This window comes from Limosilactobacillus rudii (genome assembly GCF_014145455.1).
GTDB classification, from domain to species: domain Bacteria; phylum Bacillota; class Bacilli; order Lactobacillales; family Lactobacillaceae; genus Limosilactobacillus; species Limosilactobacillus rudii.
This window is the reverse complement of record NZ_JACIVB010000054.1, coordinates 201625-225310: the sequence shown is the minus strand read 5'-3', so window position 1 is coordinate 225310 and position 23686 is coordinate 201625. Positions and strand designations below refer to the sequence as shown.

Genomic DNA, 23686 nt, shown 5'->3' with positions numbered 1-23686 from the left:
ACTATTATCTTTATCATAATACCCAAAACAGGCTCGCTAGATTGTACAAACTGGCGAGCCTATTTTAATAATGTGAATTTATTTTGATTAGTCAGTTCGAATACCAAAGATAAGAGACACAATCATAACAAGAATAACTGCCCCTACTATTGATGGCACAATCGCCATTCCTGCTACCTGGGGACCCCAGGCGCCAAGTACTGCCTCACCAACTACTGAACCTACTAGCCCAGCGATGATGTTACTGATTACACCCATCGATCCGCCACGCCGAGTTATTGCACCCGCGGCTAATCCGATTAGTCCACCAACAATTATTACCCAAATCCAATACATAGTTATCCCTCCTTTTCGTTTCTTTTATCTTCTAAATCCTCTTTAAGGTCGGCCGCCTTATCCTTGATTTTTCCTTTAAGTTTCTGTAATTTTCCTTCGCCTTCACGGGACTTATCATTAGTTAATTTTCCTTCAACTTCTTTTAATTTTCCCGCTACTTTATCTTTTATTCCGTGTTTATCGCTAGCCATTATTATCAGTCCTTTCTTCTATACTGGCTATCAAGTGGCTGACAACATTCCGTTAAATAAAACTCCTTTCTTGCTTGACTAGTGGTAATTGATGATTCTAAGTCTAACAACTATTTACCGAGAAAGCGATATCTTTAGCGTGTACTTATGACTTACTTAATAATTTTATTTATGTCTTAATTGAATAATCTTATTAAGGACTTATTTTATAAAAAAATTCAGAACAAACTAAGGTTACTCTGAATTTCTAAATTATTTACATACGGATTTCGTTACGTGAATGCTTCCCCTCAATAATTGCTGCCACATCATTTAAACTGATTTCGACCATGTTGCGAATAGAAGTCTGTGTCAAAAATGCAACATGCGGTGTTATAAGGACATTAGGCATCGCTGCTAACTTTTTATAATCAGCAGGCACTTTATCAGGAGAAACTTTTTTGGAAAAGAATGTGGTCTCATCTGCAAGGGTATCTAAACCTGCACCAGCGATTTCGTGGTTCTCCAATGCTGAAATTAAATCAGCAGTATTTACGAGACCACCCCGTGCCATATTAATCAGGTATGCATTCTTCTTCATCATCTTAAATTGTGGAGCTGCAATCATATTCTCCGTACTAGGTAATAAAGGAGTATGTAAAGTTAATATGTCAGCACTTTTAATTACAGTTGTAAAGTCAGTATATTCAACGTATGGTTCATACTCAACGTTATAGGACGGATCGTAAGCTAAAACCTTTGCACCTAGTGCCTTGTAAATCTGAGCAGTCGCGCCACCAATATTACCTAATCCTACGACACCCACAGTCAAATTATAAATTTCATTACTGATTAGGTCATCGCGCCACCGGAAATCGTCATTACTCATTTGCTTACGAAATTCACCAATTCGCCGCAAGAGATACATCGCTTGAGTAACACCCATTTCCGCAATTGCCCGTGGAGAATATACCGGAACATTTGTTACAACAATATCATTAGTCTTGCAAGCATCAAGATCAATCATATCTACACCAACTGTTCGTGTTGATAATTGCTTGATCCCCATTGCTGCTAGCTTTTCGTATATCTCACCGAGTTTAGCAGTTTGTTGGATAGAAATACCATCGCAATCCTGTGCAAGCTCAATCGTTTCATCATTTAATGGCTTCGTCACCATTTTTACCTCATGACCTGTTTTCTTTGCCCATGCCGTAATATATGGTCTCTCTGCGTCACGAACACTATATATGATTAATTTCATCAGTTTACTCATTCCTTTCGATGAAATTGGTTACATCTTTAGCTTATCACTCTTTTTCTACACTAGCAGTAGAATAGCCTCACATATAATGAACATTTAATGATTTACCGCATAAAAAATAAGCCTGCAGCAGCTTTATTACTACTACAAGCTTATCTTATTTATTGTTCACCGTTTTTATTTTGGTCCGGTTCACGTTGTTGAAGGTGCATTCCGTCGTAATCACCTTCAGGGCCTAATAGTTCTTGATTATTATCAAGTTCTGACCGTCCAGCATAGTGGTGACGTTGTAACCAAATCATTCCGAATAACAAGAGGATGTAGAATACAATCGCAATCACTAAGAGAACAATGTTACAGAACATAGTGTAATGTTGACCAAGACCGCCAGAAATTGAATCACGCAATCCGAGAATTGAGTAAGTCATTGGCAGGTACCAGTGAATAACATTATAGAACTTCATCGTAACTTCCATTGGGAAAGTCCCACCAGAACCACCTAATTGTAACATCAGGAGAACCATGGCAAAGAAACGACCAGGGTTATCGAACAGCATCGATAAGAACATTACGATTGCCATCGACGCTAGACCGAAGCAGATCGTTGTTGTAAAGAATGATGCAGGGTGAATAACCGTTAATCCACAAGCCATCATGATTGCGTCTTCGGCAACTGCCATTGCGGTAACCACAATTGATCCAACGACAACCTTACTTGCCCACCAAGCAGCTGGTGACTTGCCGTAATCAGCAACCCGCCGAATTGGGTAAACAAAGTTGAATACTAAGGCACCAACATATAAAGCAACTGATAGAACGTATGGTGCCAAGGCATGACCATAATTTGGTACATAGCTGTAATCAGTGTGCTTAAGTGTTGTTGGTTCAGCAAACATCTTTGCCGTCCGTGGTGATGTCTTAATACCATTAATCTTCTTAGCACCACCTTGAAGAGCGGTTGCTAACTTAGAAGCACCAGCATTTAACCGGGTAATTCCTGATACAAGTGCAGGTGAATTATCCTGAAGCTGTTGGGTTCCAGCCGCTAATTGGTTAACGCCAGCGACTAATGCAGGAACCTGACCATTTAATTGACCTAAAGCACCTGCTAATTGTGCAGCACCTGAATTCAAGGCACCGCTATTAGCGTTAAGTTGGCTAATACCACTACCAAGTTGACCAACACCGGCTGTGTATTGACGAACACCGCTTGCTAATTGACCGGCACCAGCACCTGCTTGAGCAACTCCAGCTGTGTATTGACCAATACCGCTTGCCAATTGACCTGCACCGGCGCCCGCTTGAGCAACTCCAGCTGTGTATTGACCAATACCAGCATTCAACGTTCCTGCACCGCTAGCAGCAGTATCAACACCATTAGTATATTGACTAACACCGTTGTTAAGAGAACTTGCACCTGTAGCAATTTGGCTTGTCGCATCCTTAAGTTTATCAACAGTACCAGGCATGGCTGCTAAGGTGCCCTTGTATCCATTTAAGCTTGCTAATAAGTCATTAGCTTGCTTCATTGTCCCATCAGCACTATCTAATACTGCTGACATTTGCGACAATTGGCCAAGCTGTTGTTGCATTCCACTAAGACTACCTTGCAAACTATTTAATTGACCTAGTGTTCCACTTAAACCTTGAATAGTTGAGACATTGCTACCAGCCTTAGCCGCAATTTGTTGAGCAGCTTGCTTAGTGGCGTCACTAGCCTTATCATCCTTCATAATTTGTTGAGCTAATCCGGCAATTTCGCCATCATTAGTTGCAACACCCTTAAGTTGGTTACCGGCATTGGCTGCCCCTGATAAAGCACCTGACGCTTGTTGAAGCTTACCAGCACTAGTTTGAACACCAGCAAGCGCACCCTTTGCAGTAGATAATCCTGATTGTAGTTGAGCCAAGCTTTGTTGAAGATTTTGTGCTTTGTCCAATTCGCCCATAATACCGTTAAGATTGAGGCTGCCAAGTTGCGCATTAACTGTGTTATTTAATTGGTTAGCTCCGTTAGCTAATTGATTAGAACCACTACGCAAACTAGATGAATTACCACTTAAGGTATTTAGACCAGAGCTTAATTTCTCAGCACCACCATTTAATGTACCAGAATTAGCCATTAGGGTATTAAGGCCGCTATTTAATTGACTAGCACCCGAGTTAAGTGCTCCAGAATTTGCCATTAGCGTATTTAACCCACTACTTAATTGTCCAGCACCTGAGTTTAACGATCCGGAGTTTGCCATTAACTGACCAACACCATTACCTAGGAGACTAACTCCGCCAGTGTATTGAGCAATCCCGTTAGCAAGAGTTTGACTTCCAGAAGCAAGCTGTTGTGCTCCGCTTGCTAATGGGGTAACACTTACCCGTAAAGTCTGAACACCATTGTTTACTTGAGAAACCCCAGCGACATAACGGTTAACACCATCGCTTAAGGTAACCATTCCAGTGCCAATTTGCTCAGCACCATTGGCAGCAGTATTCATCCCTTTACCAACAACATGCAATTCCTTAAACATTACCGTTGCGTAAGCATTAGTCACTGATGCACGAATCTTTTGGTTTAGCTTTGTCATCCCCATTTGGGTAATAACTTGACCAATATAGTTTAATGATCCGTTGGTCTCATATTTTAACTTCATTGGTTGAGGATGCTTATGCAAAACAGTCGTTGCATCTTCAGAGAAGTCTTTAGGAATAGTAACTACCGCATAGTATTTACGATGACTCATTCCATATTTAGCTTCTTTAGCTGAAACAAATTCCCATTTTAATTGATGATTCTTTTTTAATTCATCAACTGTTTGTTTTCCAACGTCCATCTTCCGACCCTGGTATTCAACGGGAACATCCTTGTTAACAACCGCTACCGGTAAATTTTGTGTACTTCCATACGGATCCCATACTGACTTTAAGAAGAAAATACTGTATAGGAAAGGTATGAAGCAAATAACCGTCACTGATAAAAGTAATAAACGATTATGCAAAATATGACGAAATTCGTCCTTTATCATGCTCCACATTTAATATTTCACCTCAGAATTTATCCTTTCATAATTTTAGTTAGTTAACGACCTTGTTGCTGACCGCGCAAATTTTACAACGTCTTCAGTCGGTACGTCATAATTATTACCCTGCCACCAGTAGAAGGTGCCAATAATTGCGCCGCTTAAAACATACGCAAGCATTTCAGGGTTATCAGACTTTTGCAACGCAATCACAATCGGATCATTAGCTTCAATATTCCGTCGTTCTAGCAATACTTGACTCAGAATATTAAGAATTTCTGTGTATAAAGAGCTCCGTGCACTATTAGGTGCTAAGTGACGGATGATTTCTTTATGCTTTTCAATATATGATAATAATTGCTTAATAATGTCATCTTCAGAATCTGTATTTTCCGTCAGCTTATTGATTTGAGCGTTTAACGTTTGTTCTAACAGGTCGTACTTATCGCTAAAATAACGATAAAAACTACTACGATGCAATAATGCTTCTTTGCAAATCTGATCGACTGTCAAATGTTCAAATGAATTTTTTTCTAATAATGTCAATAATGCATTTTCAAAGTCACGAACAGTTCTTGTAACACGCACAACTTTTCCCTCCCTAACAATACAAATTTAACATGCCTATTCTATCCCGTTGCAAATTACTACAACAGGGCCAATTAAAGATAACCATCTTTTAATACGACAAAGCACAATTTTTGTCTCAAAAATCAAATATAAATTTGCCCGACAAAGTTCTATGTTATTCTCTTATAATCAAGTGGTCAAGGCTATCTTGAATTTAATACAACTTTTATTCGTCGCCTTGGCTACTCATAACTTGCGACGCTACAAGTATTTGTTTACAATTAAGGGATAATAAGTTTAATTAATATCTATCAAAGGGGGCCGTTATTATGGCAAAAGCAAAGAAACACTTAACAAAGTCAAAAAACAAGGTATTTCTTGGTGTATTTGGTGGAATTGCCGATTACTTTGGCCTTGACGAAACCCTTGTCCGGGTAATTGGTCTTCTGATTTTCGTATTTACGGGATTCTTCCCGCTTGGTGTTTTCTACTTACTAGCAGCGTTAATTATGCCCGAACATAATAACAACGATAATAGCAATATTGTCGATGGTGAATTTAGAGAAAAATAAAACTCGTCAACTAAAAAAGCTAATCTAGGTCTTAAACCTAAATTAGCTTTTTTAGTTTAAAATTAAATTTCTTGCCGTTGCTTATACGCAACCTGAACTTGCAGGCCGTAATCTTCATCTGTCAAAATTGTTGAACCACTCCGTCCAGCAATTTTATTTGGACCGCCACTTACAATAACTGATGCAAGATATAACTGGTATTTATCATGGGCAGTATGGACATCGGTAAGACCAATCTTAGTAATATGTCCTACTGGGCGTCGTTCCATCTGGTTAATTCCAATATATATTTCTAGACGATGACGTAATTCATCATGAACTAATTCAAAGTATGGCGGTATAGACTGCGAATTTAACGCTGTTACTGGCTTATCTGTCGCATGATACTGCTCAACGATTTCTTTTTCACTTAAGCCATCATAACCATTGACGAAAATACCTTCCATTAATAAGCGGTCAACCACTTCATGTAAGTTATGCTGTTCATGCTCATCAATTGCAACCGCAGCTGGAATAGTATCCGCATTAGTAAATAAGCCATTAGAACGGTTCGCTAATTCAGTTGCTAAGCGTTGCTGTGCATCCAATGGTACTTTTGTCTTGCCATCGTCAAACTTCTGTCCCGTAATCTTGGCTACCCGCGGTGAAATCACATCAAATTTTGAAGTCTTTTCTAAAAAGTAAAAGACAAAATTTAAGTATATAAAATATGTCAAGCCAATCACTGCTAAACAATATAATAGTGCTCGAAGCCAAACATGATTCATAAACAAACGAAAAGTAACATATACTAAATAAATATCACCCAAAGTGGCAATAATGATATAAATTCGACTTTTTAACTTAACGTCCAAGTTGAAATAACTCAATGACGAGTTAATCATATCAAGAAAACTAAACATTAATAACCCGCCTCCTTATTATTCATTTGAAGTTGTTCCGGTAGTGTTACCAGTAGTCGTTCCTTGAGTTGTCGCATTATTACTAGTAGTACTACCACCAGTCGATTGTGCTGTACTATTTTGGTTAGCAGTAGTATTTTCATTATTATTTGACCTATTTGTGGTCGTGTTGTTGTTGTTAGTATTGCCCGTTGATTTTGTAGTACGGTTAGTACCATTATCATTATCAGTGTTATCAGTCGTCGTGTCATTATTATTACTTGTCCTCATAGCTGATGAACTGCTTGCATCATCGCCATCGTTGTCACGAGTACTCTGTGAATTCCGACTCGACTGATCGTCTTCATTATCGCCTGATTGTTGGAATTGACGACTACTTGACACTGATGTTACTTTTGCACCTTCCGAAGTATGTGTTGCCTTATTAACCACAACATTAGTGGCTCCTAGCGCAAGGACTAAAGAAACAAGTGCAAACGGGGTTACTAGTGGTGGTATTTTTGCTCCCATAGTTCATTCTCCTTTTCCAGAGTATATCATACACGAAAATACCCACGATAAATATGAATTTATTTTAAAGATTTTGTCTGACAGCTGGCACAAATTCCATGTAACTCGAAACGGTGACCAGTAATTTTAGCTCCTGGAAGTTGCTTTTCGAAAAATTGCATATCAAGCGATGGCATCTGAATCTCCTGCACGCGGCCACAAACATCACAAATAAAATGATGGTGGTGAGCAGTATCACATGAATATTTGACCTGCATCTGATCATCATGCTGACGCAATTCAACAATTCCTAGTTTTTCAAATTCCTTAAAGTTACGATAAATTGTATCGTGACTTAACCCTGGGTATTGTTTACGAAGATACTTATCAATTTCAACAATATTAAAATAACGATCTGGCTGTTGAGCGACTGATGTAATCATCATTTTTCGCTGTTTAGTCCACCGCAAGTGATTCTGCTTAATAATTGTTTGCGCTTGATCGATTAGTTCCTGCATTCTCCGCTACACCTCCAGTTTAGGACTGCCATTTTAACATAATTTTCATTTAAACGGTGATTATTTGTTTTACAATTGCATCTATTTGTTTTTTTGTATTTTCCCACTGATCATTTGTAACGACATGTGCAACACCTTTTAGTGCTGGTGGCAACATAAGGTCGCGGTGGTACTCTTTGCTCTGCAAGCGCGACTTAACTGCATCTATCTTATCACCACGCAGCGTCATTCGCTTTGCCAGAGACTTCATGTGCGTCACGGTTAAAAATATTATCACTGCTTGTTGGTGGAGTCGCTGATGGTATGTAATTGCACCGGCAGTATCTAACACAACAACATCATTTTGCCCTTGTCGCCATCCTTCTTCAAGTCCCTCTAAAGACGAACCATATTGCGATTGATCATATGTCACCTGTTCAAGAAGATGGAGTTTTTTCATCGTCTCAGAAGTTTCAAAATGATAATCAACCCCATCACGTTCACCCGGTCGTGGTAATCGTGTTGTATGGGTTATTACCCGGTGCATATGATATCGTTCGCGCAAATAATTAGCCACAGTAGTTTTTCCTGAACCAGCCGCCCCAGTAATTACAAACACATACTTGCTTTTTTGCATGATTACTTAGTTAAATGATCATTAACTTGGTCAAGCAATGTTTTCAAATTATCATAAGTCAATTGCTTGCGAGCATCTTGATAATCGAACCAGCCACAGTTTTTAATTTCCTCCGCTTGCAAATGAACGTCTTCATTATCATCTAAAAGCGCCGTATATAAGGTCATCTGTTTATGGTTACCATTTGGAAGATCGTATTCAGTATATACATTAAAACTCGTATCAATTGGCAATTCGAGTTGAGTCTCCTCTTTAATTTCTCTACTTGCTGTTTCTTTAAGAGTTTCTCCTTTTTCTACGTGGCCCTTAGGAAATCCCCAGAAATGCCCCTTATTTTGACTCTCTAATAATAGGTACTCAATTCCATTCTTACTACGACGATATACAACCGCTCCGCTAGTTACTTCAATTGCCATTTTATCCCTCTTTTTGTAATTTAATTTTCTAATTGACTTTTAATATTGGTTACAGGTATCATTATTAATTATAAATGTGCCGCAACCTTTTTGCAGCATATCCATTATATTATAGCAAAGGTGGGTTAAAGATGAGCTTAAACATTATGCGAAAAGAAAGTCTTGATCGATATCTTGGTGAAGATAAGCTTTTCGTTAAATCAATGAATGCTCGTGATCTCATGGCAATTGGGATTGGTACCGTTATTGGTACTGGGATTTTTATTCTTCCAGGAACAATTGCTGCAAATTCAGCTGGACCAGGAGTATCATTGTCATTTCTGTTTTCCGCAATTGTTTGTGCATTAGCTGCAATGTGTTACGCTGAATTTGCTTCGGCACTCCCCGTTGCTGGAAGTGCTTATTCATACGGAAATGTAGTGTTTGGTGAGTTTCTTGGCTGGTTGCTAGGGTGGGCGCTAGTGCTTGAATATATGCTAGCTGTTGCATCTGTTTCCACTGGATGGGCCGCTTACTTCAATACTTTACTTGAGGGTGTCGGTATCCACTTACCTAAAGCATTATCCGGTCCTTTTGATCCTGCCCATGGGACATATATAAATATTGTTGCGGTTATAATTGTCCTATTAATTACGGTAATGCTAGCTCGCGGAATGCAATCTTCACTTCGTATCAATAATATTGCGGTTTTTCTTAAAATTGCAATCATTTTGATCTTCATTATAGTTGGTCTTTTCTTCATTAAGCCTAAAAATTACCATCCGTTTCTTCCGTACCATATGAAGGGAGTTATTCACGGAGCTACAATCGGTTTCTTTGCCTATCTTGGTTTTGATTGTGTCTCCAGTTCGGCGGCCGAAGTTAAGAACCCTAAGCGTAATATGCCATTAGGAATTATCGGAACACTAGCTGTCGCTACTATTCTTTACACTGGTGTGGCAGTTGTTCTGACCGGGATGGTTAAATACACGAAGTTAGACGTTGCTAACCCGGTTGCTTTCGCTCTTCAAATGGTCCATCAAGACTGGCTCGCGGAATTACTATCAATCGGTGCCTTAATCGGGATGTTCACGATGATGGTTTCAATGATTTACTCTAGCTCCCGCTTGATATACGCCATTGGTCGCGACGGATTGCTCCCTTCTTTCCTTGGCAAACTCGATAAAAAGAGTCATTCACCACAAATCGCCTTATGGATCGTTGCAATTATTATCGCAATTATGGGAGGGTTAGTTTCCCTAGATCAACTTACTAGTTTAGTTAATATTGGAACTTTATTTGCATTTATGCTCGTTTCCTTTGGAATTATCCCTCTTCGCAAGCGAAAAGATATTGGTAACCGTGGTGGTTTCAAGGTGCCGCTTTACCCGGTTCTTCCAATTATCTCCGGCCTTGCCTGTCTTGGAATGATGACCCAGCTAAAAATGGAGACTTATATCGGTGCAGCAATTTGGTTTGGCATTGGTATTATCATTTACTTCACATATGGCTACTGGCACAGTAAATTAGCTCAAAATAATAACTAAATGTTAATATGTAAAAGAATTTGCATTACGATAGCTAAAAATAGAGTTTCAGCGTTCAATTTACCGACACTGAAACTCTATTTATATACCATGCTGTTCGTATTTCAACTTGATAAAAGTACTTACGTCACAGCATGTTTTCACAAGGCGATTTGCATCCAATCCTTATTTTTGTTAGGCTAATATTACTTACTTTTTATTTTTTCACAAGGAGGAATCAAATAATTAGGCAAAGTTATTTTTTTAACGTGCCTATTTTTTATGGAATATACAAAGAAAAATTACAAAAAAGCGCCACTTTCATCAATTCACTTACGAATCTATTTAGCACTTATTTTAGGCCAGATTGCTTGCGGGTTCGCGCTTGGAATTAGCGGAACCGCCCTCTCACAAGCAACAAATTATATCAGCATTAACGATTTTTGGGTTGGTCTTATCGGTGCCGGAAGCCTGATTGGTCTTGCCGGTAGTGCATTAATGGGTAAGCTAGCAGACCAATTTGGCCGACGAAATATGTTAATGCTCGACATGTATCTTTTTTCTGTATTTTCTCTCCTTCAATTAATAACAACCAACCTTATTGTCCTTTTTATATTACGTGTTTTAATCGGCTTAATGATTGCCATCGATTATACCGTTGGTAATGCCTTATTAGTAGAATGGTTGCCAGCAAAAGAAAGCGGTCGATTACAAAGCCAACTAATTATTTATTGGACAATCGGCTTTATCGCTTCATATATCACCGGAATTCTAATTACCGGATTTGGCGCACACAACTGGCAAATCATCCTTGCTTCAAGTACTATTCCGGGCTTAATTGCCGCAGTATACCGATCATTCTTCCGTATTCCGGCATCCCCAAGTTGGCTAGCTAGTCAAGGAAAGAATAAGTCAGCACAAAAGCTAATTCAAAAACACCTTGGTAAAAAATGGGGGTTATCATTAAAACAAATTCGCAGTAAAAAACCTAAAGATGTTTCTCTGAAGACTCTCTTTAATCCTCCATACCGCCGTCGGACCATTGTTGGTGGCTTATTTTATGCCTGCCAAGCATTCTCCTTCTTTGGTATTAGTATCTTCCTACCAATTCTTTTAACCAGCATGAATCTTGGTGACAGTAATTTATCAGGAGTTATCTATAATAGTTGTGTCTTCATCGGCGTATTAATTGGTAGCTGGATCTTTAAGATTATTAGTAGACGAATATTTTTAATTGGTACCTTTTTCCTCTCTGCAATAGCGTTAATCTTATTAATGTTAGGAAATAGCCTTTCACCAATCTTACAAATCAGCATCTTTGCCATTTTTGCAGTAATCCTATCATCCGGACTTGTATTAGACTATCCTTATCCGACAGAATTATTTGATATTAAGGTCCGTGCCAGTGGTGTTGGTACCTGCATTACTATTAGCCGGTTTGGTGCTGCTAGTGGGACATTCTTATTACCAGTTTTAACAAACCTTGGCGGCGCAAATCTCGCAATGCTAGTTTGTACTATTGTTTTACTACTTGGAGGAATAATTTGCCTTTTATGGGCACCCGAGACTTCACCAAAATTTATCAAATAGCGAAAGACAAGTAATTAGCTGGCCTCGTTTGCCCTTTTACTTGTAAATAGGTATGCTCGGTCGTGAAAAATAACAAAGATCCCGGTAATAATGAACAAAATAATCATACTTACCCGTAAATAAAACATCTCACGACTGTACTGTAATTCTTGTTGATGGTCAATGTACGGTATCAGAAGTGCACTCTTATTATCAAGTTTGAAGAATGAAATTACCTCTAACATTCCAAAAAGTGCAATCTGATTACAAAGCGACCCAAAAACCGATAGTTTCTGGTCAATGCTACTATACTTATCCGGCACTTGTACTTTTACCCATTTTCCCAATAATATTGAACTTAAAACAATGATAGCTGTCCCAATTAAATATGTTCGATCAGTATAAGTTAAGAATAGGCCTAGGAATAAGATCCCGAGAGTAGCTTTATAACGCGTTACTAGCTTAACCACTTGTAGTTTTTTATCTAAGAACGCCGTTAGCATTCCCCCTACCATCAATTCGATAAAGACAATAAAAATCCAGTAAACCTTATTTTGTTGAAAGGCAAACAATAATGTATAAATAATGACATAGTTTTTGATTGCCCCTAACCAGATTCGAAAAAGCTTAAATGGCTGACCAAAGATATTACGCAATTCCAAAATGATTCCGAGGATTGCTAAAATAATTAAGACCCAGCTAAAGTCAGATATCCGTCCTGTTTTCTTAAAAACACTGATGATAAATACCACAATGAGAACAGCGATAGCAGGAAATGCAGCTTTTAAGTTAAAAGAAAACTTAAGGTCAAGCGGCGTTCTTTCACGTTTAACGACCATGTAAGCATATAAAACTTCAAGGCCTAAAATGAGTGTGTAGAAGATAAAGCCAAACACTAATGGAGTTTTCATTAACAAGAGGCCAAGAACGATTAAGCCGACAATAACACTAACACCGGCAATTATGTTTACCCGTTTGAAGTTAATTCCAGCGACTTCTTTATTCGGATCGCCCAGTAATTTCAAACCGGTAACCCCAAAGCCAATTAAAATTGCCGCAATACTAGCAATCCATTCTATCCGAAAATAAATGCCAACACAGGCTAAAATACCACCAATAAAAGCAACAATGGAACAGAATTTAGTTACTCCTGACCACGCAGCTAGATTAAGCCGGCCATCTAAAATAAATGGCATTACTTTTTCGACAGTATATACAAAAATAAATGGCCATACGAACATAATTACGTTAGCATGGGCAATAATTGAGAACGCAAACAACAAAGTGGGAAATAAGATATAACTACGAGCAACAAACTCGTGATTGATTGCTAAAATTTTTTTCATCAGTTACCTCCTACTTTTTACTGTTTACTTTTAGTAAATCACATCTCTAATTAAAAATAAAAGAATAGGACTTTTCTAAAAAAGTACCCTATTCTTTTATTTTGCAAACATTTTAAATTCTAGAAATAAATCATTATATTCTCCAAGGACGCGCAATGGCAAATCACGATAGACCTGTAAGTGTTCCATCGTTGTCTTAGGAGGATAAAACGCCTTATCTGCAGTAATCTTTTTCGGAAGCTGCTTTTTTGCTGCCTTATTAGGGGTCGCATAACCAACATACTTCGCGTTTTGCGCCGCATTTTGTGGTTCAAGCATAAAATTGATAAATTCATAAGCGGCTTTTTTATTCCGAGCTGACTTCGGGATTACCATGTTGTCAAACCAAATATTACTTCCTTCGCTTGGTACAACATAATGTAAATGCGGATTAATATTCATCATTTCGCGCGCATCACCAGAATAGGTTACCCCAACTGCTGCTTCGTCCTGCTCCATATACATTTTCATTTCATCAGCAATGATTGCCTTTACATTCGGCGTTAACTGTTTCAAATGTGTCTGAGCAAGTTTCAACTGGTGATAGTTAGTCGTATTAACAGAATGATGTTGCGTAATTAATGCAACTGCAAATACATCCCGCGCACTATCAATTAGCATTACATTATTTTTAAGTTGTGGGCTCCAAAGCTGTTCCCAATGCTGAACATCTTTTCCTTGCACCTTTTGATCATTATAAATAATTCCTAACGTTCCCCAGAAATAAGGAACCGAGTATCGATTTGTCGGATCAAATGAGCGATTTAAAAATTGAGGATCAATATAACGCAGGTTTGGTAATTTATGATGGTCAAGCGGCGCTATCAAATGTTCTTTTTTCATTCGTTGAACAGTATATTCACTCGGCACAACTACATCATAGTTAGTTCCACCTTGACGAATCTTTGTTAACATCGATTCATTACTATCAAACGTCTCATAGTCAACATGATAGCCGGTCTGATGTTCAAATTTTGTAAGTAACGCGGGGTCGATATAGTCACCCCAATTATAAATCGTTAGTGTTTGTTTTCCGCCACTAGTCTTTTGCTGATTAAACGCAAGGTCACCAAGTGCTAATAAAACACAAATAACAACGATTGCAAGGAAGGCACTGAATATTTTTTTCATTGTGCATCCCCCTCTTTAACCGTAACAATTCGTGGACGCCGACCACCACGTTTACTAATAACATAGTAGCCAATGATTAATAGTAACGATGCAATAAACATTAAGGTAGATAAGGCATTAATTTCTAGGTTGATCCCCTGCCGCGCTCGTGAGTAAATTTCGACTGAAAGTGTTGAAAAACCATTACCAGTTACGAAAAAGGTAACAGCAAAATCATCAAGGGAGTAAGTAAACGCCATAAAATATCCGGCAAAAATTCCGGGTGCAATTGATGGCAATATTACCCGGGAAAGTACCTGCCAGCGACTCGCCCCAAGGTCATATGCCGCATCAACCAAGGTGGGAGACATTTCATTAAGCTTCGGCAACACCATTAAAACAACGATTGGAATACAAAAGGCAATATGACTCAAGAGTACTGAGATAAAACCTAACCGAATGCCAAGCATAGTAAAAAAGATTAAGAAGCTCGCTCCAATAATAACGTCTGGGGAAACCATTAGGACATTATTTAACGATAAAAGGCTATTCTTCCATGGGCGGTGAGCATCCTTGATTGCCAACGCACCAAGTGTCCCAATAATTGTAGCTAACAATGAAGCAAGAAAAGCTACTAGCAAAGTATTAATTACAATTGTAATCATCCGACTATCAGCAAGTAAGTCAGCGTAGTGTTGTAAAGAGAAGCCATGGTATTTCTCCATTGTTTGACCACTACTAAACGAAAAAACAACCAGGTAAATAATAGGGGCATACAAAATCACAAATACTAATGCTAGGTAAATATTCCCCCATGACCAATGATGACTCTTCATTAGTGCTGACCTCCTTTCCGTTTTCCTTCACCAGTCACAAACATGATAATAAACATCGCAATTATAAGAACAACACCAATTGTTGAACCCATACCCCAGTTTTGTGTCGTCAGGAAATGTTCTTCAATCGCTGTCCCGAGGGTAATTACTCGATTTCCACCAATTAAACGGGTAATCATGAATAACGAAAGTGACGGGATAAAAACTGCTTGAATTCCCGCTTTTACACCAGGCATTGATAGCGGCCAAATTATCCGCCGAAAAGTTTGCCAATGAGTTGCCCCTAAATCATAGCTCGCATTGATTAGCGATGGATTGATCTCCGCTAAATTATTAAAAATCGGCAATACCATAAAAGGAATCTCAATATAAGCAGCAACAAACATAAAGCTGGCGTCTGTAAATAAAAGCTGGTGGCTACCTAGTCCAACAAATTGTAAAAATTCGTTAATTGTCCCTGTACGACTAAAAAGCCCAATAAATGCATACGTCTTTAACAACAGATTAATCCAAGTTGGCAAAATAACTAGTAACAGCCAAAATTGCTTATTAGGAAGTTTGTTTAAAATATAAGCGGTTGGATAACTAATTATTAAGGTTACCAAGGTAATTAGAAAAGCATACCAAACTGAATTTAATGTCATTTTTAAATATACGGCTGAAGTAAGGTATTCTGCGTAATTATTAAGGGTTAACTGCCCATTAATATTAAAAAATGACTGGTATAAAATTAATACTAACGGGGCAATTACAAATAGAACAATCCACAAGGCATACGGAACAATAAACATCGCTTTCTGTCGCATTAGTCCGCCTCCTCATAACTATCTAGACGGGCATCGAAATCCTCTTCCGTTTCGTTATACCGCATAACATGAATATCTTCGGGATCAAAAGTAATCCCGACTTTAGCACCAACCTTCGTTTTATGGATCGAGTTAATCTTCCATTTATGATTTCGCTGGTCGATTACTGTAATTTGGTAGTCAACCCCTCGGAAAAGCTGTGTTTCAACCGTGCCAATAAGCTTTCCTTTTTCAACTGTCGTGATGTCAAGGTCCTCAGGGCGAATCACTACTTCAACTTTCTCATTAGGTTTCATCCCCGCATCTACACAATCGAAATCTTGTCCATTGATTGAAACAACATAATCTTTTTTCATAATTCCCGGTACAATATTACTCTCCCCAATAAAATCGGCAACAAAATGATTGAGCGGCTCGTCATAAATATCAACTGGTGTACCGCTCTGTTGAATTTTACCGTCATTAATAATTAAAATCTGGTCACTCATTGCCAGTGCTTCTTCTTGGTCGTGAGTGACAAAAATAAATGTAATTCCTAGTTGCCGCTGTAATTGCCGCAACTCTGTCTGCATTTGAACCCGTAATTTATGATCAAGGGCCGACAAAGCCTCATCAAGGAGCAGGACTTTCGGCTTATTAACGATTGCCCGGGCAATTGCAACCCGTTGCCGCTGCCCCCCTGACATCGCCGTAATTTCCCGATTATCATAGCCATCAAGCTGCACGAGATGCAATGCCTCTTTAACTCGTTGCTTTATCTCTGCCTTCTTTACTCCCTTAATTTGTAATCCAAATGCTACATTTTCGGCGACATTCATATGTGGAAAAAGGGCATAATCTTGAAAAACAGTATTAACCTGACGCCGGTTTGCCGGAACATCATTTATTCGCTGTCCATCGAAATAAATATCACCGGCAGATGCATGGTCAAATCCAGCAATCAGCCGTAAAATAGTCGTCTTTCCTGATCCTGATGGTCCTAATAAGGTATAAAATTTTCCTGCTTCAATTTCAAAGCTAATATCACGCAATACGACATTGTCATCATATTGCTTGCTTACATGTTGAAATTCCATTACATTCTTTGCCATCGGCTTTTCCCCAATCATGATTTTTTAACCTAAATATCAGTATAAATTATACGCTCTAAATCGCAATCACTGTTAATTCTAAGCAAATTAATATAAAAGTGCGATAATTAATATATCAAATTCTATAAGAGGTATTCCAGATGAAAATTAATCAATTTAGTATCACCCCAACTACACCACAACAGCGTCGCCAAGAATTAATGATGATTCGCTTACTAAGGAAAAATGAAGAAGCCACGCTGACGCCAAATGCAATGCTAGAAACGCTATTGGCACGAATTCACATGGCAAGCAACCAGCCAATTATCACTAAGCAATGGCTACATGATCTTTTGGCTACTCCGGACCTTGCACTTGACGACTGGCTTGATAAGCAAGAGCCGCTTACTAATAGTATTTTCTACTTGATTGCTCTCCAATTACTTGACTTTGAAGTTGCGGTTGACTTTGATATTACTGATCCACTCACAATGATAAAGAAGACCGGACTACCAACTGAGTACCATCAACAATGGACCACCACTAATGTCATTGACGCTTTTTACCTTTTATTAAATACTCACGGAAAAAATGGTCAATCGCTCATCGATCATTTAACAGCTGAGGGATTTTTAGCATGGACTTACCAATTGCCAGCTGAGCAAAAGCCATTATATTTTAATGGAAAGCCCCTTGCCTGCTTTGATCCTGCCAAATTTATTCGAGAAGTTGTCTACATTGAAACAGATATGGATACTGATTTTGACGGTAAGGCAGACTTAGTCAAGGCCGAAATAATGCGACCACGTGAGTCAGATGACGATTTAAGCGTACCGGTAGTATTTACAGCTAGTCCCTATAATCAGGGAACTAATGACGAATGGGGCGAAAAAGCAACTCATAACGTTAATGTTCCACTCACCCATAAGTCAACAGATTATCAAGCGCCAAAAGAAAAGTCTTTCTCAATTAATTTTGCTTACCAACAGGTTACCGGTCATGCTGATCATGCAACTGAAACGTTTAGTACCACCCCTGCCTATACTTTAAATAATTACCTAGCAGTTCGCGGATATGCAATTGTCTACGCTGCCGGAATTGGTACTAAGGACTCTGATGGTTTGCAAACGTGCGGCTCGCCTGAACAAACCGACTCAATGAAAGCAGTCATCGAATGGCTTCATGGTAATCGTCGGGCATTTACTGATCGTAACAGCGGAACAGAAATTAAAGCTAATTGGTGCAATGGCAAGGTTGCAATGACAGGACGGTCATACCTCGGAACACTTGCTACTGCAGTTGCCACTACTGGTGTTGCCGGGCTTGAAGCAATCATTAGTGAAGCAGCTATTTCTAGTTGGTATGATTACTACCGTGAAAATGGCCTTGTCCGTGCTCCTGGCGGTTTTCAAGGTGAAGACGCTGACGTTCTTGCTGATGAAACATTTAGTCGGACTAAACGCCCTGCTGACTATCGAAGAGTAGAGCAAGTAAATAACCAATACATCAACCAAATGAGTGAGGCAATGGATCGCAAAAGCGGCAATTACAACGACTTTTGGGATAAGCGAAACTATCGCCATAATCTAGCAAACATCAAGGCGGCTGTAATGATGGTTCATGGTCTAAATGATACAAATGTCCGTCCTAGTAATGTTAAAGCGTTGTATGACAGTCTCCAAAATTCAACCGTAATAAATAAATTAATTTTACACCAAGGACAACATATCTATATCAACGCTTTTCGGTCGCTTGATTTCTCTGAGATGGTCAATCTATGGCTTGCTAACAAACTATGGGGACAAGATAATCACGCTGATGATACCCTACCGCGTGTGCTCGTACAGGATAACAAGACCCCTGAAACATGGAATACCTATGACCACTGGACAGCCGGCAAACAACAAGTTTATCAATTCAACGACCGACGTTTAACCACCCTGCCAGGACTCGGGATCCAAAGTTTTAATGACCACCAATCCGAAGAAAAATACCGCGAATGGTGTAAAGATCCTCACGAATGGGCAAAGGCGCTTATAAAAGATAATGGTCAGTTCAGTCGTCACTTTGTCAGTACCCCGGTTGAAACTGATACCCTTCTTCGGGGAACGCCAACCGTAACATTAAGGGTTGCCTCTTCCAAAAATTACGGGATGATTAGTGCCCGGCTGGTAGATTTGGGAAAGGGTAAGCGCCTCACAACATCGCCGGTACTCTTCAATCGTAATGGTCTTGAGCTTGGATATCATTGGAAGACTGACGATCTTCGTGAATTCAAACTGCAAAAATCCCCAACAACTTATAAGGTAATCGCAAGCGGCCATATCAACTTGCAAAACAGACACACGCCTGCACAAGTCGACAACCTAGATGCTAATCAATTTGTTTCTGTTAATTTCGACTTGCAGCCAATCTTCCACCGTCTCGCTGCTGGACACCAATTAGGGGTAATTATTTATAGTACCGACTACGAGTATACTCTTCGTGGTAACGAACAAATTGAATACCAGCTCGACCTATCTGGGTGCCAACTCAGCATTCCGGGTCTTTCATTGGACAATAATTAGCAAATGTTTCATATGAAACTAAGCAATTTTTAGCAAGATATCCATAATTGCGATAAAATGAAAAATATACACATTTAAAGGAGAGATTCAAGAATGAAACAAGGAACCAAAATTATCACCCTTGATAACGGTTATCATCTCTGGACAAATACCCAGGGTGAAGGTGACATTCATTTATTAGCCCTACATGGTGGTCCTGGTGGTAATCATGAATATTGGGAGGACGCTGCTGACCAGCTCAAAAAGCAAGGGCTGAACGTTCAAGTAACGATGTATGACCAGCTTGGTTCACTTTACTCTGATCAGCCTGACTATTCTGATCCGGAAATTGCTAAAAAGTACCTTACTTATGAGTACTTCCTTGATGAAGTTGACGAAGTACGAGAAAAGCTTAGACTAGATAATTTCTACCTAATCGGTCAAAGCTGGGGCGGCTTACTTGTTCAAGAGTATGCGGTCAAATATGGTCAACACCTTAAAGGCGCAATTATTTCATCAATGGTTGACGAGATTGACGAATACGTTGACCACGTTAATGCATTGCGTGAACAGACCCTTTCTCCTGAAGAGGTTGCTTTTATGAAGAAGTGCGAAGATAGCAATGACTACAGTAACCCTAAATATCAAGAATTAGTCCAAGTAATGAACGAGCAGTATGTTGACCGTAAGCAGCCATCCAAGCTCTACCACCTTAAAGACCTTGGTGGCGATGCTGTTTATAATGTTTTCCAAGGCGATAATGAATTTGTCATTACCGGGAAGCTTAAAGATTGGCACTTTCGCGAGCAATTAAAGAATATTAAGGTCCCGACCTTAATTACATTTGGTGAACATGAAACGATGCCTATTGATACGGCAAAGACAATGAATAGTCTTATTCCAAACTCCAAACTCGTTACAACGCCAAATGGTGGTCACCACCACATGGTTGACAATCCAGACGTTTATTACAAGCATCTTGCTGACTTCATTCGAGATGTTGAAAGTAATAAATTTAATAAATAGCAAGCCATTAACGGGTAAGAGAAAGATATTTTCTCATGCCCGTTTTTTTGCTTTAATAACAGTACTTCCGTGACTCTAAATTAATTATTAATAATTTATGAATCATGTTTTAAAAATATCTTAATTAACGCTCAAAATTAAAAAGATATGATACGCTATTTATACGATAAATAGCGAAGGAATGATCAAAGCAAAAACGTAATATGGCTTCACTGATGTTGTTGCCTTAAAGGATGGGAACTTTAAGGATAGTTACTTTACTAAACTTATATTAAAAGGGGAAAAATGAAAGAAAAATATCAATTAACTACCGATGAGGTAAAAAAAGAATATCAATTAGTCGAATTTACAAAAGGACTTAGCGAAACGGTCGTCCAGAAACGACTTGCCGAAGACGGTCATAATGTAATCGAAGTCAAACCAACTCCCAAGTGGAAAATGTTTCTTCGACAATTCAATAACATCGTCATCTATATCTTATTAGTAGCAACGCTTTTAACTATCTTAATCGGACACTACACCGATGCCATTGTTATTGGTGCTGTTGTGATCCTTAATTCATTAATTGGTTACTTCCAAGAATCAAGTGCTGCTAATGCGTTAGCCAAAATTAAGGAAATGATGGCCCAACATGCCACCGTCTATCGTGATGGGAAGCGACAAGATATCAATGCTGCGGATTTGGTATGTGGAGATGTCGTTTTCTTAGAGGCTGGTGATAACGTTCCTGCTGACTTGCGGATTGTTTCGGCAGATAATTTACGGATTGAAGAATCTGCACTAACGGGAGAAACCAACTCTGTAATTAAAACTGATGAGGCAATTACTGATGCTGATGTGCCCTTAGCTGACCGTGTTGATATGGCCTATGCCTCAACTTCTGTTACTAGCGGAAGCGGTCTTGGTGTTGTTGTTGCTACCGGAGAACACACAGAAATCGGAAAAATCTCACAAGAAGTGGCTCAAATTAAGCCGAAAAAAACGCCACTTACAAAGGAAATCGACCATGTTGGTAAGGTTGTTTCTTATATAACGATTACCGCTTCCGTAATTGTTTTTATCGTCGGTTTCTTCCTTAAGATATACTCCTTACCTGCCCTTGCTCTTGCTGTTGTTGCGATGCTTGTCGGGGCTATTCCAGAAGGTTTACCCGCAATTACTTCTGTTATCCTTGCATTTGGTATCAGCAAAATGGCAAAGGAACACAAGACAATTATTAAGTCAATGCCGGCTGTTGAAACCCTTGGATCAGTTGATGTTATCGCTACTGATAAAACCGGTACCCTCACTAAAAACGAGATGACCGCCATTGAACTTTGGGTTGGGGACCAGCATTATACAGTAACGGGAACTGGGTATGCTCCGAATGGTCAAATCCTATTAAACGGTGAACCAGCTTCCATTGATGACCAGCTTAAATTATTCTTAGAAGCCGGCTATCAAGCCAATGATACCGTCTTGACCGATGAGGATGGTAACTGGCATATCAATGGTGAACCAACTGACGGTGCCTTTTTAACTCTTTACCGCAAAGCATTTGGTATCGAATATCAATCACCATATAAGGCCCTTGATCTTTTGCCATTTGATTCTGATTATCGTTACATTGCAGAGTTAACTAACGCCTCGAAGAATAACCAACAAGTAATCTTTGTTAAAGGTTCTCCTGATAAACTCTTTGAAATGGCAGCTAAAGAAGATCCGCAATTTGATACCGCTAAGTGGCAAAAACGGGTTGACGACTGGTCAAAAGCTGGGAAACGGGTTATTGCAGTTGGCTATCAACCAGTTAATGGTGAAAACTTAATGGAAGTTGAGCATGACCATCTCTATAAGGGAATTCACTTGCTTGGTCTAGCTGCCCTTCTGGATGCGCCACGTGAAGAAGTAATTGTTGCCCTAAAACAAATGAATCGTGCAGGTGTATCAGTCAAAATGATCACTGGAGACGACCCACAAACTGCTCGGGCAATTGGAAAACAATTAGGCTTAACTAACGGCCCAATCCACGCTATTACCGGTGCGCAATGGGACAAGCTTTCTACCGAAGAACGAGAAGAAGCTGCCCTATCAAACCAAGTTTTTGCGCGGACAACCCCGCAAAACAAGCTCGAAATTGTGGAAGCATTACAAAATCGACAGAAAATTACCGCAATGGTTGGGGATGGAGTCAATGACGCCCCAGCATTAAAGAAAGCCGATATTGGGATTTCCATGGGAATCAAGGGAACCGATGTAGCTAAAGATGCTGCTGACATGATCCTTGGTAACGATAACTTCGCTGTCATGGCTGCAGTTATCAAAGAAGGTCGACGGATCTACGACAACATCAAAAAGAGTATTCTCTTCCTGTTACCAACATCGTTTGCTGAAGGATTAGTTGTCGCCTTCTCAATTCTTACCGGACAACAGGTTCCACTCCAGCCAGCACAATTACTGTGGATTAACCTAATTGCCGCAATTACAATTCAATTTGCGTTCGTCTTTGAAAAAGCAGAAGAGGGAATTATGGATCGTTCACCACGGCCAGTTACGCAAAGACTGATGAATCGCCACGACCTAATTCAAATGGGTTACGTCTCTGCTCTAATGGCAATCTTTGCCCTCATTGGTTACGAATGGTTTATCAATTCTGGAGCTGACGTAATTAATGCTACTACTATGATGGTCAACACAATTGTTGTAAGTAAGGCTTTCTACTTCTTCAGTATCCGAACTGAACAATACGGACTCAAAGAAGTTGGTAATATTGGTAAAAAAGCCTGGGGAGTAATTGGGATAATGATCCTTTTCCAATTAATCTTCACCTATGTTCCATTTATGCAGATGGCATTCCACGTTACTGGTATTAGCCTAATGGAATGGCTCGCTGTTATCATCTTCTCTTGCCTAATCTTCTTATGCACTGAATCTGATAAGATGGTAAGATTTCGTTTGAATCGCCGTTAATAATTAAAGGCACTGTA

21 protein-coding genes are annotated in these 23686 nt (G+C 39.3%); 6 read left to right on the top strand and 15 right to left on the bottom strand.

Annotated features, from left to right (window positions below):
- Nucleotides 1-87: 87 nt before the first annotated feature.
- From H5S39_RS06665 to H5S39_RS06645, 5 genes are all read right to left on the bottom strand, one after another.
- Nucleotides 88-336, bottom strand: coding sequence for a GlsB/YeaQ/YmgE family stress response membrane protein (locus H5S39_RS06665; protein WP_182596310.1), 249 nt, complete (start codon nucleotides 334-336; stop codon nucleotides 88-90).
- Between the two features lie 2 nt (nucleotides 337-338).
- Complete coding sequence (locus H5S39_RS06660; protein WP_182596309.1) at nucleotides 339-527, bottom strand: CsbD family protein; 189 nt, start codon at nucleotides 525-527, stop codon at nucleotides 339-341.
- Nucleotides 528-783: 256 nt separating this feature from the next.
- Nucleotides 784-1770 carry a D-2-hydroxyacid dehydrogenase gene (locus tag H5S39_RS06655; protein WP_182596308.1) on the bottom strand — a complete coding sequence of 329 codons (987 nt, stop codon included), beginning with the start codon at nucleotides 1768-1770 and terminating at the stop codon, nucleotides 784-786.
- Nucleotides 1771-1931: 161 nt separating this feature from the next.
- On the bottom strand, nucleotides 1932-4799 hold the full coding sequence (locus H5S39_RS06650; RefSeq protein WP_182596307.1) for a YhgE/Pip domain-containing protein: 2868 nt from the start codon (nucleotides 4797-4799) through the stop codon (nucleotides 1932-1934).
- A gap of 36 nt (nucleotides 4800-4835) precedes the next feature.
- Nucleotides 4836-5372: a TetR/AcrR family transcriptional regulator gene (locus H5S39_RS06645; protein ID WP_182596306.1), complete on the bottom strand. Its 537-nt coding sequence runs from the start codon at nucleotides 5370-5372 to the stop codon at nucleotides 4836-4838.
- A 311-nt stretch (nucleotides 5373-5683) separates the two neighbouring features.
- Here H5S39_RS06645 and H5S39_RS06640 point away from each other — a divergent pair, with 311 nt between their 5' ends.
- Entirely contained in the window at nucleotides 5684-5926 is a 243-nt protein-coding gene (locus H5S39_RS06640; RefSeq protein ID WP_182596305.1) for a PspC domain-containing protein, read from the top strand.
- A gap of 62 nt (nucleotides 5927-5988) precedes the next feature.
- Here the strand turns inward: H5S39_RS06640 and H5S39_RS06635 are convergent, their stop codons facing one another.
- From H5S39_RS06635 to H5S39_RS06615, 5 genes are read right to left on the bottom strand one after another with little or no spacing between them, the layout of a single operon-like run.
- Nucleotides 5989-6828, bottom strand: coding sequence for a DUF6681 family protein (locus H5S39_RS06635; RefSeq protein WP_182596304.1), 840 nt, complete (start codon nucleotides 6826-6828; stop codon nucleotides 5989-5991).
- 18 nt (nucleotides 6829-6846) lie between these two features.
- Complete coding sequence (locus tag H5S39_RS06630; protein WP_182596303.1) at nucleotides 6847-7338, bottom strand: hypothetical protein; 492 nt, start codon at nucleotides 7336-7338, stop codon at nucleotides 6847-6849.
- Nucleotides 7339-7397: 59 nt separating this feature from the next.
- A complete protein-coding gene (locus H5S39_RS06625) occupies nucleotides 7398-7835 on the bottom strand; it encodes a Fur family transcriptional regulator (protein WP_182596302.1) in 438 nt (145 codons plus the stop codon).
- Between the two features lie 49 nt (nucleotides 7836-7884).
- The gene (locus H5S39_RS06620; RefSeq protein WP_182596301.1) at nucleotides 7885-8451 is read right to left on the bottom strand and encodes a guanylate kinase; all 567 of its coding nucleotides are present in this window, start codon (nucleotides 8449-8451) and stop codon (nucleotides 7885-7887) included.
- Nucleotides 8452-8453: 2 nt separating this feature from the next.
- Nucleotides 8454-8867, bottom strand: coding sequence for a bis(5'-nucleosyl)-tetraphosphatase (locus tag H5S39_RS06615; RefSeq protein WP_182596300.1), 414 nt, complete (start codon nucleotides 8865-8867; stop codon nucleotides 8454-8456).
- Nucleotides 8868-8998: 131 nt separating this feature from the next.
- On the opposite strand from H5S39_RS06615, the gene H5S39_RS06610 reads away from it, so the two are divergent.
- Both H5S39_RS06610 and H5S39_RS06605 read left to right on the top strand, forming a co-directional pair.
- Entirely contained in the window at nucleotides 8999-10393 is a 1395-nt protein-coding gene (locus H5S39_RS06610; RefSeq protein ID WP_182596299.1) for an APC family permease, read from the top strand.
- A gap of 261 nt (nucleotides 10394-10654) precedes the next feature.
- Entirely contained in the window at nucleotides 10655-11962 is a 1308-nt protein-coding gene (locus H5S39_RS06605) for an MFS transporter (RefSeq protein WP_182596298.1), read from the top strand.
- Nucleotides 11963-11976: 14 nt separating this feature from the next.
- Here the strand turns inward: H5S39_RS06605 and H5S39_RS06600 are convergent, their stop codons facing one another.
- From H5S39_RS06600 to H5S39_RS06580, 5 genes are all read right to left on the bottom strand, one after another.
- The gene (locus H5S39_RS06600) at nucleotides 11977-13287 is read right to left on the bottom strand and encodes a hypothetical protein (RefSeq protein ID WP_182596297.1); all 1311 of its coding nucleotides are present in this window, start codon (nucleotides 13285-13287) and stop codon (nucleotides 11977-11979) included.
- 96 nt (nucleotides 13288-13383) lie between these two features.
- A complete protein-coding gene (locus H5S39_RS06595) occupies nucleotides 13384-14457 on the bottom strand; it encodes an ABC transporter substrate-binding protein (protein WP_182596296.1) in 1074 nt (357 codons plus the stop codon).
- Nucleotides 14454-15272, bottom strand: coding sequence for an ABC transporter permease (locus H5S39_RS06590; RefSeq protein ID WP_182596295.1), 819 nt, complete (start codon nucleotides 15270-15272; stop codon nucleotides 14454-14456). Before H5S39_RS06590 ends, H5S39_RS06595 begins: the two co-directional genes overlap by 4 nt.
- Complete coding sequence (locus tag H5S39_RS06585; protein ID WP_182596294.1) at nucleotides 15272-16078, bottom strand: ABC transporter permease; 807 nt, start codon at nucleotides 16076-16078, stop codon at nucleotides 15272-15274. Before H5S39_RS06585 ends, H5S39_RS06590 begins: the two co-directional genes overlap by 1 nt.
- Complete coding sequence (locus tag H5S39_RS06580) at nucleotides 16078-17169, bottom strand: ABC transporter ATP-binding protein (protein WP_182596293.1); 1092 nt, start codon at nucleotides 17167-17169, stop codon at nucleotides 16078-16080. Before H5S39_RS06580 ends, H5S39_RS06585 begins: the two co-directional genes overlap by 1 nt.
- Before the next feature lie 140 nt (nucleotides 17170-17309).
- Here H5S39_RS06580 and H5S39_RS06575 point away from each other — a divergent pair, with 140 nt between their 5' ends.
- The 3 genes from H5S39_RS06575 to H5S39_RS06565 all read left to right on the top strand — a co-directional run bounded on the left by H5S39_RS06575 (nucleotide 17310) and on the right by H5S39_RS06565 (nucleotide 23669).
- A complete protein-coding gene (locus tag H5S39_RS06575) occupies nucleotides 17310-19715 on the top strand; it encodes a Xaa-Pro dipeptidyl-peptidase (protein ID WP_182596292.1) in 2406 nt (801 codons plus the stop codon).
- A 93-nt stretch (nucleotides 19716-19808) separates the two neighbouring features.
- Nucleotides 19809-20720, top strand: a complete 912-nt coding sequence (locus tag H5S39_RS06570; RefSeq protein ID WP_182596291.1) for a proline-specific peptidase family protein — start codon at nucleotides 19809-19811, stop codon at nucleotides 20718-20720.
- A gap of 285 nt (nucleotides 20721-21005) precedes the next feature.
- A complete protein-coding gene (locus tag H5S39_RS06565) occupies nucleotides 21006-23669 on the top strand; it encodes an HAD-IC family P-type ATPase (RefSeq protein WP_182596290.1) in 2664 nt (887 codons plus the stop codon).
- Nucleotides 23670-23686: the final 17 nt, after the last annotated feature.

What these genes read in the sequence shown, in the direction of transcription:
- H5S39_RS06665 (WP_182596310.1), bottom strand. Translation starts at nt 336, where the DNA reads ATGTATTGGATTTGGGTAATAATTGTTGGTGGACTAATCGGATTAGCC.
- H5S39_RS06660 (WP_182596309.1), bottom strand. Translation starts at nt 527, where the DNA reads ATGGCTAGCGATAAACACGGAATAAAAGATAAAGTAGCGGGAAAATTA.
- H5S39_RS06655 (WP_182596308.1), bottom strand. Translation starts at nt 1,770, where the DNA reads ATGAAATTAATCATATATAGTGTTCGTGACGCAGAGAGACCATATATT.
- H5S39_RS06650 (WP_182596307.1), bottom strand. Translation starts at nt 4,799, where the DNA reads ATGTGGAGCATGATAAAGGACGAATTTCGTCATATTTTGCATAATCGT.
- H5S39_RS06640 (WP_182596305.1), top strand. Translation starts at nt 5,684, where the DNA reads ATGGCAAAAGCAAAGAAACACTTAACAAAGTCAAAAAACAAGGTATTT.
- H5S39_RS06635 (WP_182596304.1), bottom strand. Translation starts at nt 6,828, where the DNA reads ATGTTTAGTTTTCTTGATATGATTAACTCGTCATTGAGTTATTTCAAC.
- H5S39_RS06630 (WP_182596303.1), bottom strand. Translation starts at nt 7,338, where the DNA reads ATGGGAGCAAAAATACCACCACTAGTAACCCCGTTTGCACTTGTTTCT.
- H5S39_RS06625 (WP_182596302.1), bottom strand. Translation starts at nt 7,835, where the DNA reads ATGCAGGAACTAATCGATCAAGCGCAAACAATTATTAAGCAGAATCAC.
- H5S39_RS06620 (WP_182596301.1), bottom strand. Translation starts at nt 8,451, where the DNA reads ATGCAAAAAAGCAAGTATGTGTTTGTAATTACTGGGGCGGCTGGTTCA.
- H5S39_RS06615 (WP_182596300.1), bottom strand. Translation starts at nt 8,867, where the DNA reads ATGGCAATTGAAGTAACTAGCGGAGCGGTTGTATATCGTCGTAGTAAG.
- H5S39_RS06610 (WP_182596299.1), top strand. Translation starts at nt 8,999, where the DNA reads ATGAGCTTAAACATTATGCGAAAAGAAAGTCTTGATCGATATCTTGGT.
- H5S39_RS06605 (WP_182596298.1), top strand. Translation starts at nt 10,655, where the DNA reads ATGGAATATACAAAGAAAAATTACAAAAAAGCGCCACTTTCATCAATT.
- H5S39_RS06600 (WP_182596297.1), bottom strand. Translation starts at nt 13,287, where the DNA reads ATGAAAAAAATTTTAGCAATCAATCACGAGTTTGTTGCTCGTAGTTAT.
- H5S39_RS06595 (WP_182596296.1), bottom strand. Translation starts at nt 14,457, where the DNA reads ATGAAAAAAATATTCAGTGCCTTCCTTGCAATCGTTGTTATTTGTGTT.
- H5S39_RS06590 (WP_182596295.1), bottom strand. Translation starts at nt 15,272, where the DNA reads ATGAAGAGTCATCATTGGTCATGGGGGAATATTTACCTAGCATTAGTA.
- H5S39_RS06585 (WP_182596294.1), bottom strand. Translation starts at nt 16,078, where the DNA reads ATGCGACAGAAAGCGATGTTTATTGTTCCGTATGCCTTGTGGATTGTT.
- H5S39_RS06580 (WP_182596293.1), bottom strand. Translation starts at nt 17,169, where the DNA reads ATGGCAAAGAATGTAATGGAATTTCAACATGTAAGCAAGCAATATGAT.
- H5S39_RS06575 (WP_182596292.1), top strand. Translation starts at nt 17,310, where the DNA reads ATGAAAATTAATCAATTTAGTATCACCCCAACTACACCACAACAGCGT.
- H5S39_RS06570 (WP_182596291.1), top strand. Translation starts at nt 19,809, where the DNA reads ATGAAACAAGGAACCAAAATTATCACCCTTGATAACGGTTATCATCTC.
- H5S39_RS06565 (WP_182596290.1), top strand. Translation starts at nt 21,006, where the DNA reads ATGAAAGAAAAATATCAATTAACTACCGATGAGGTAAAAAAAGAATAT.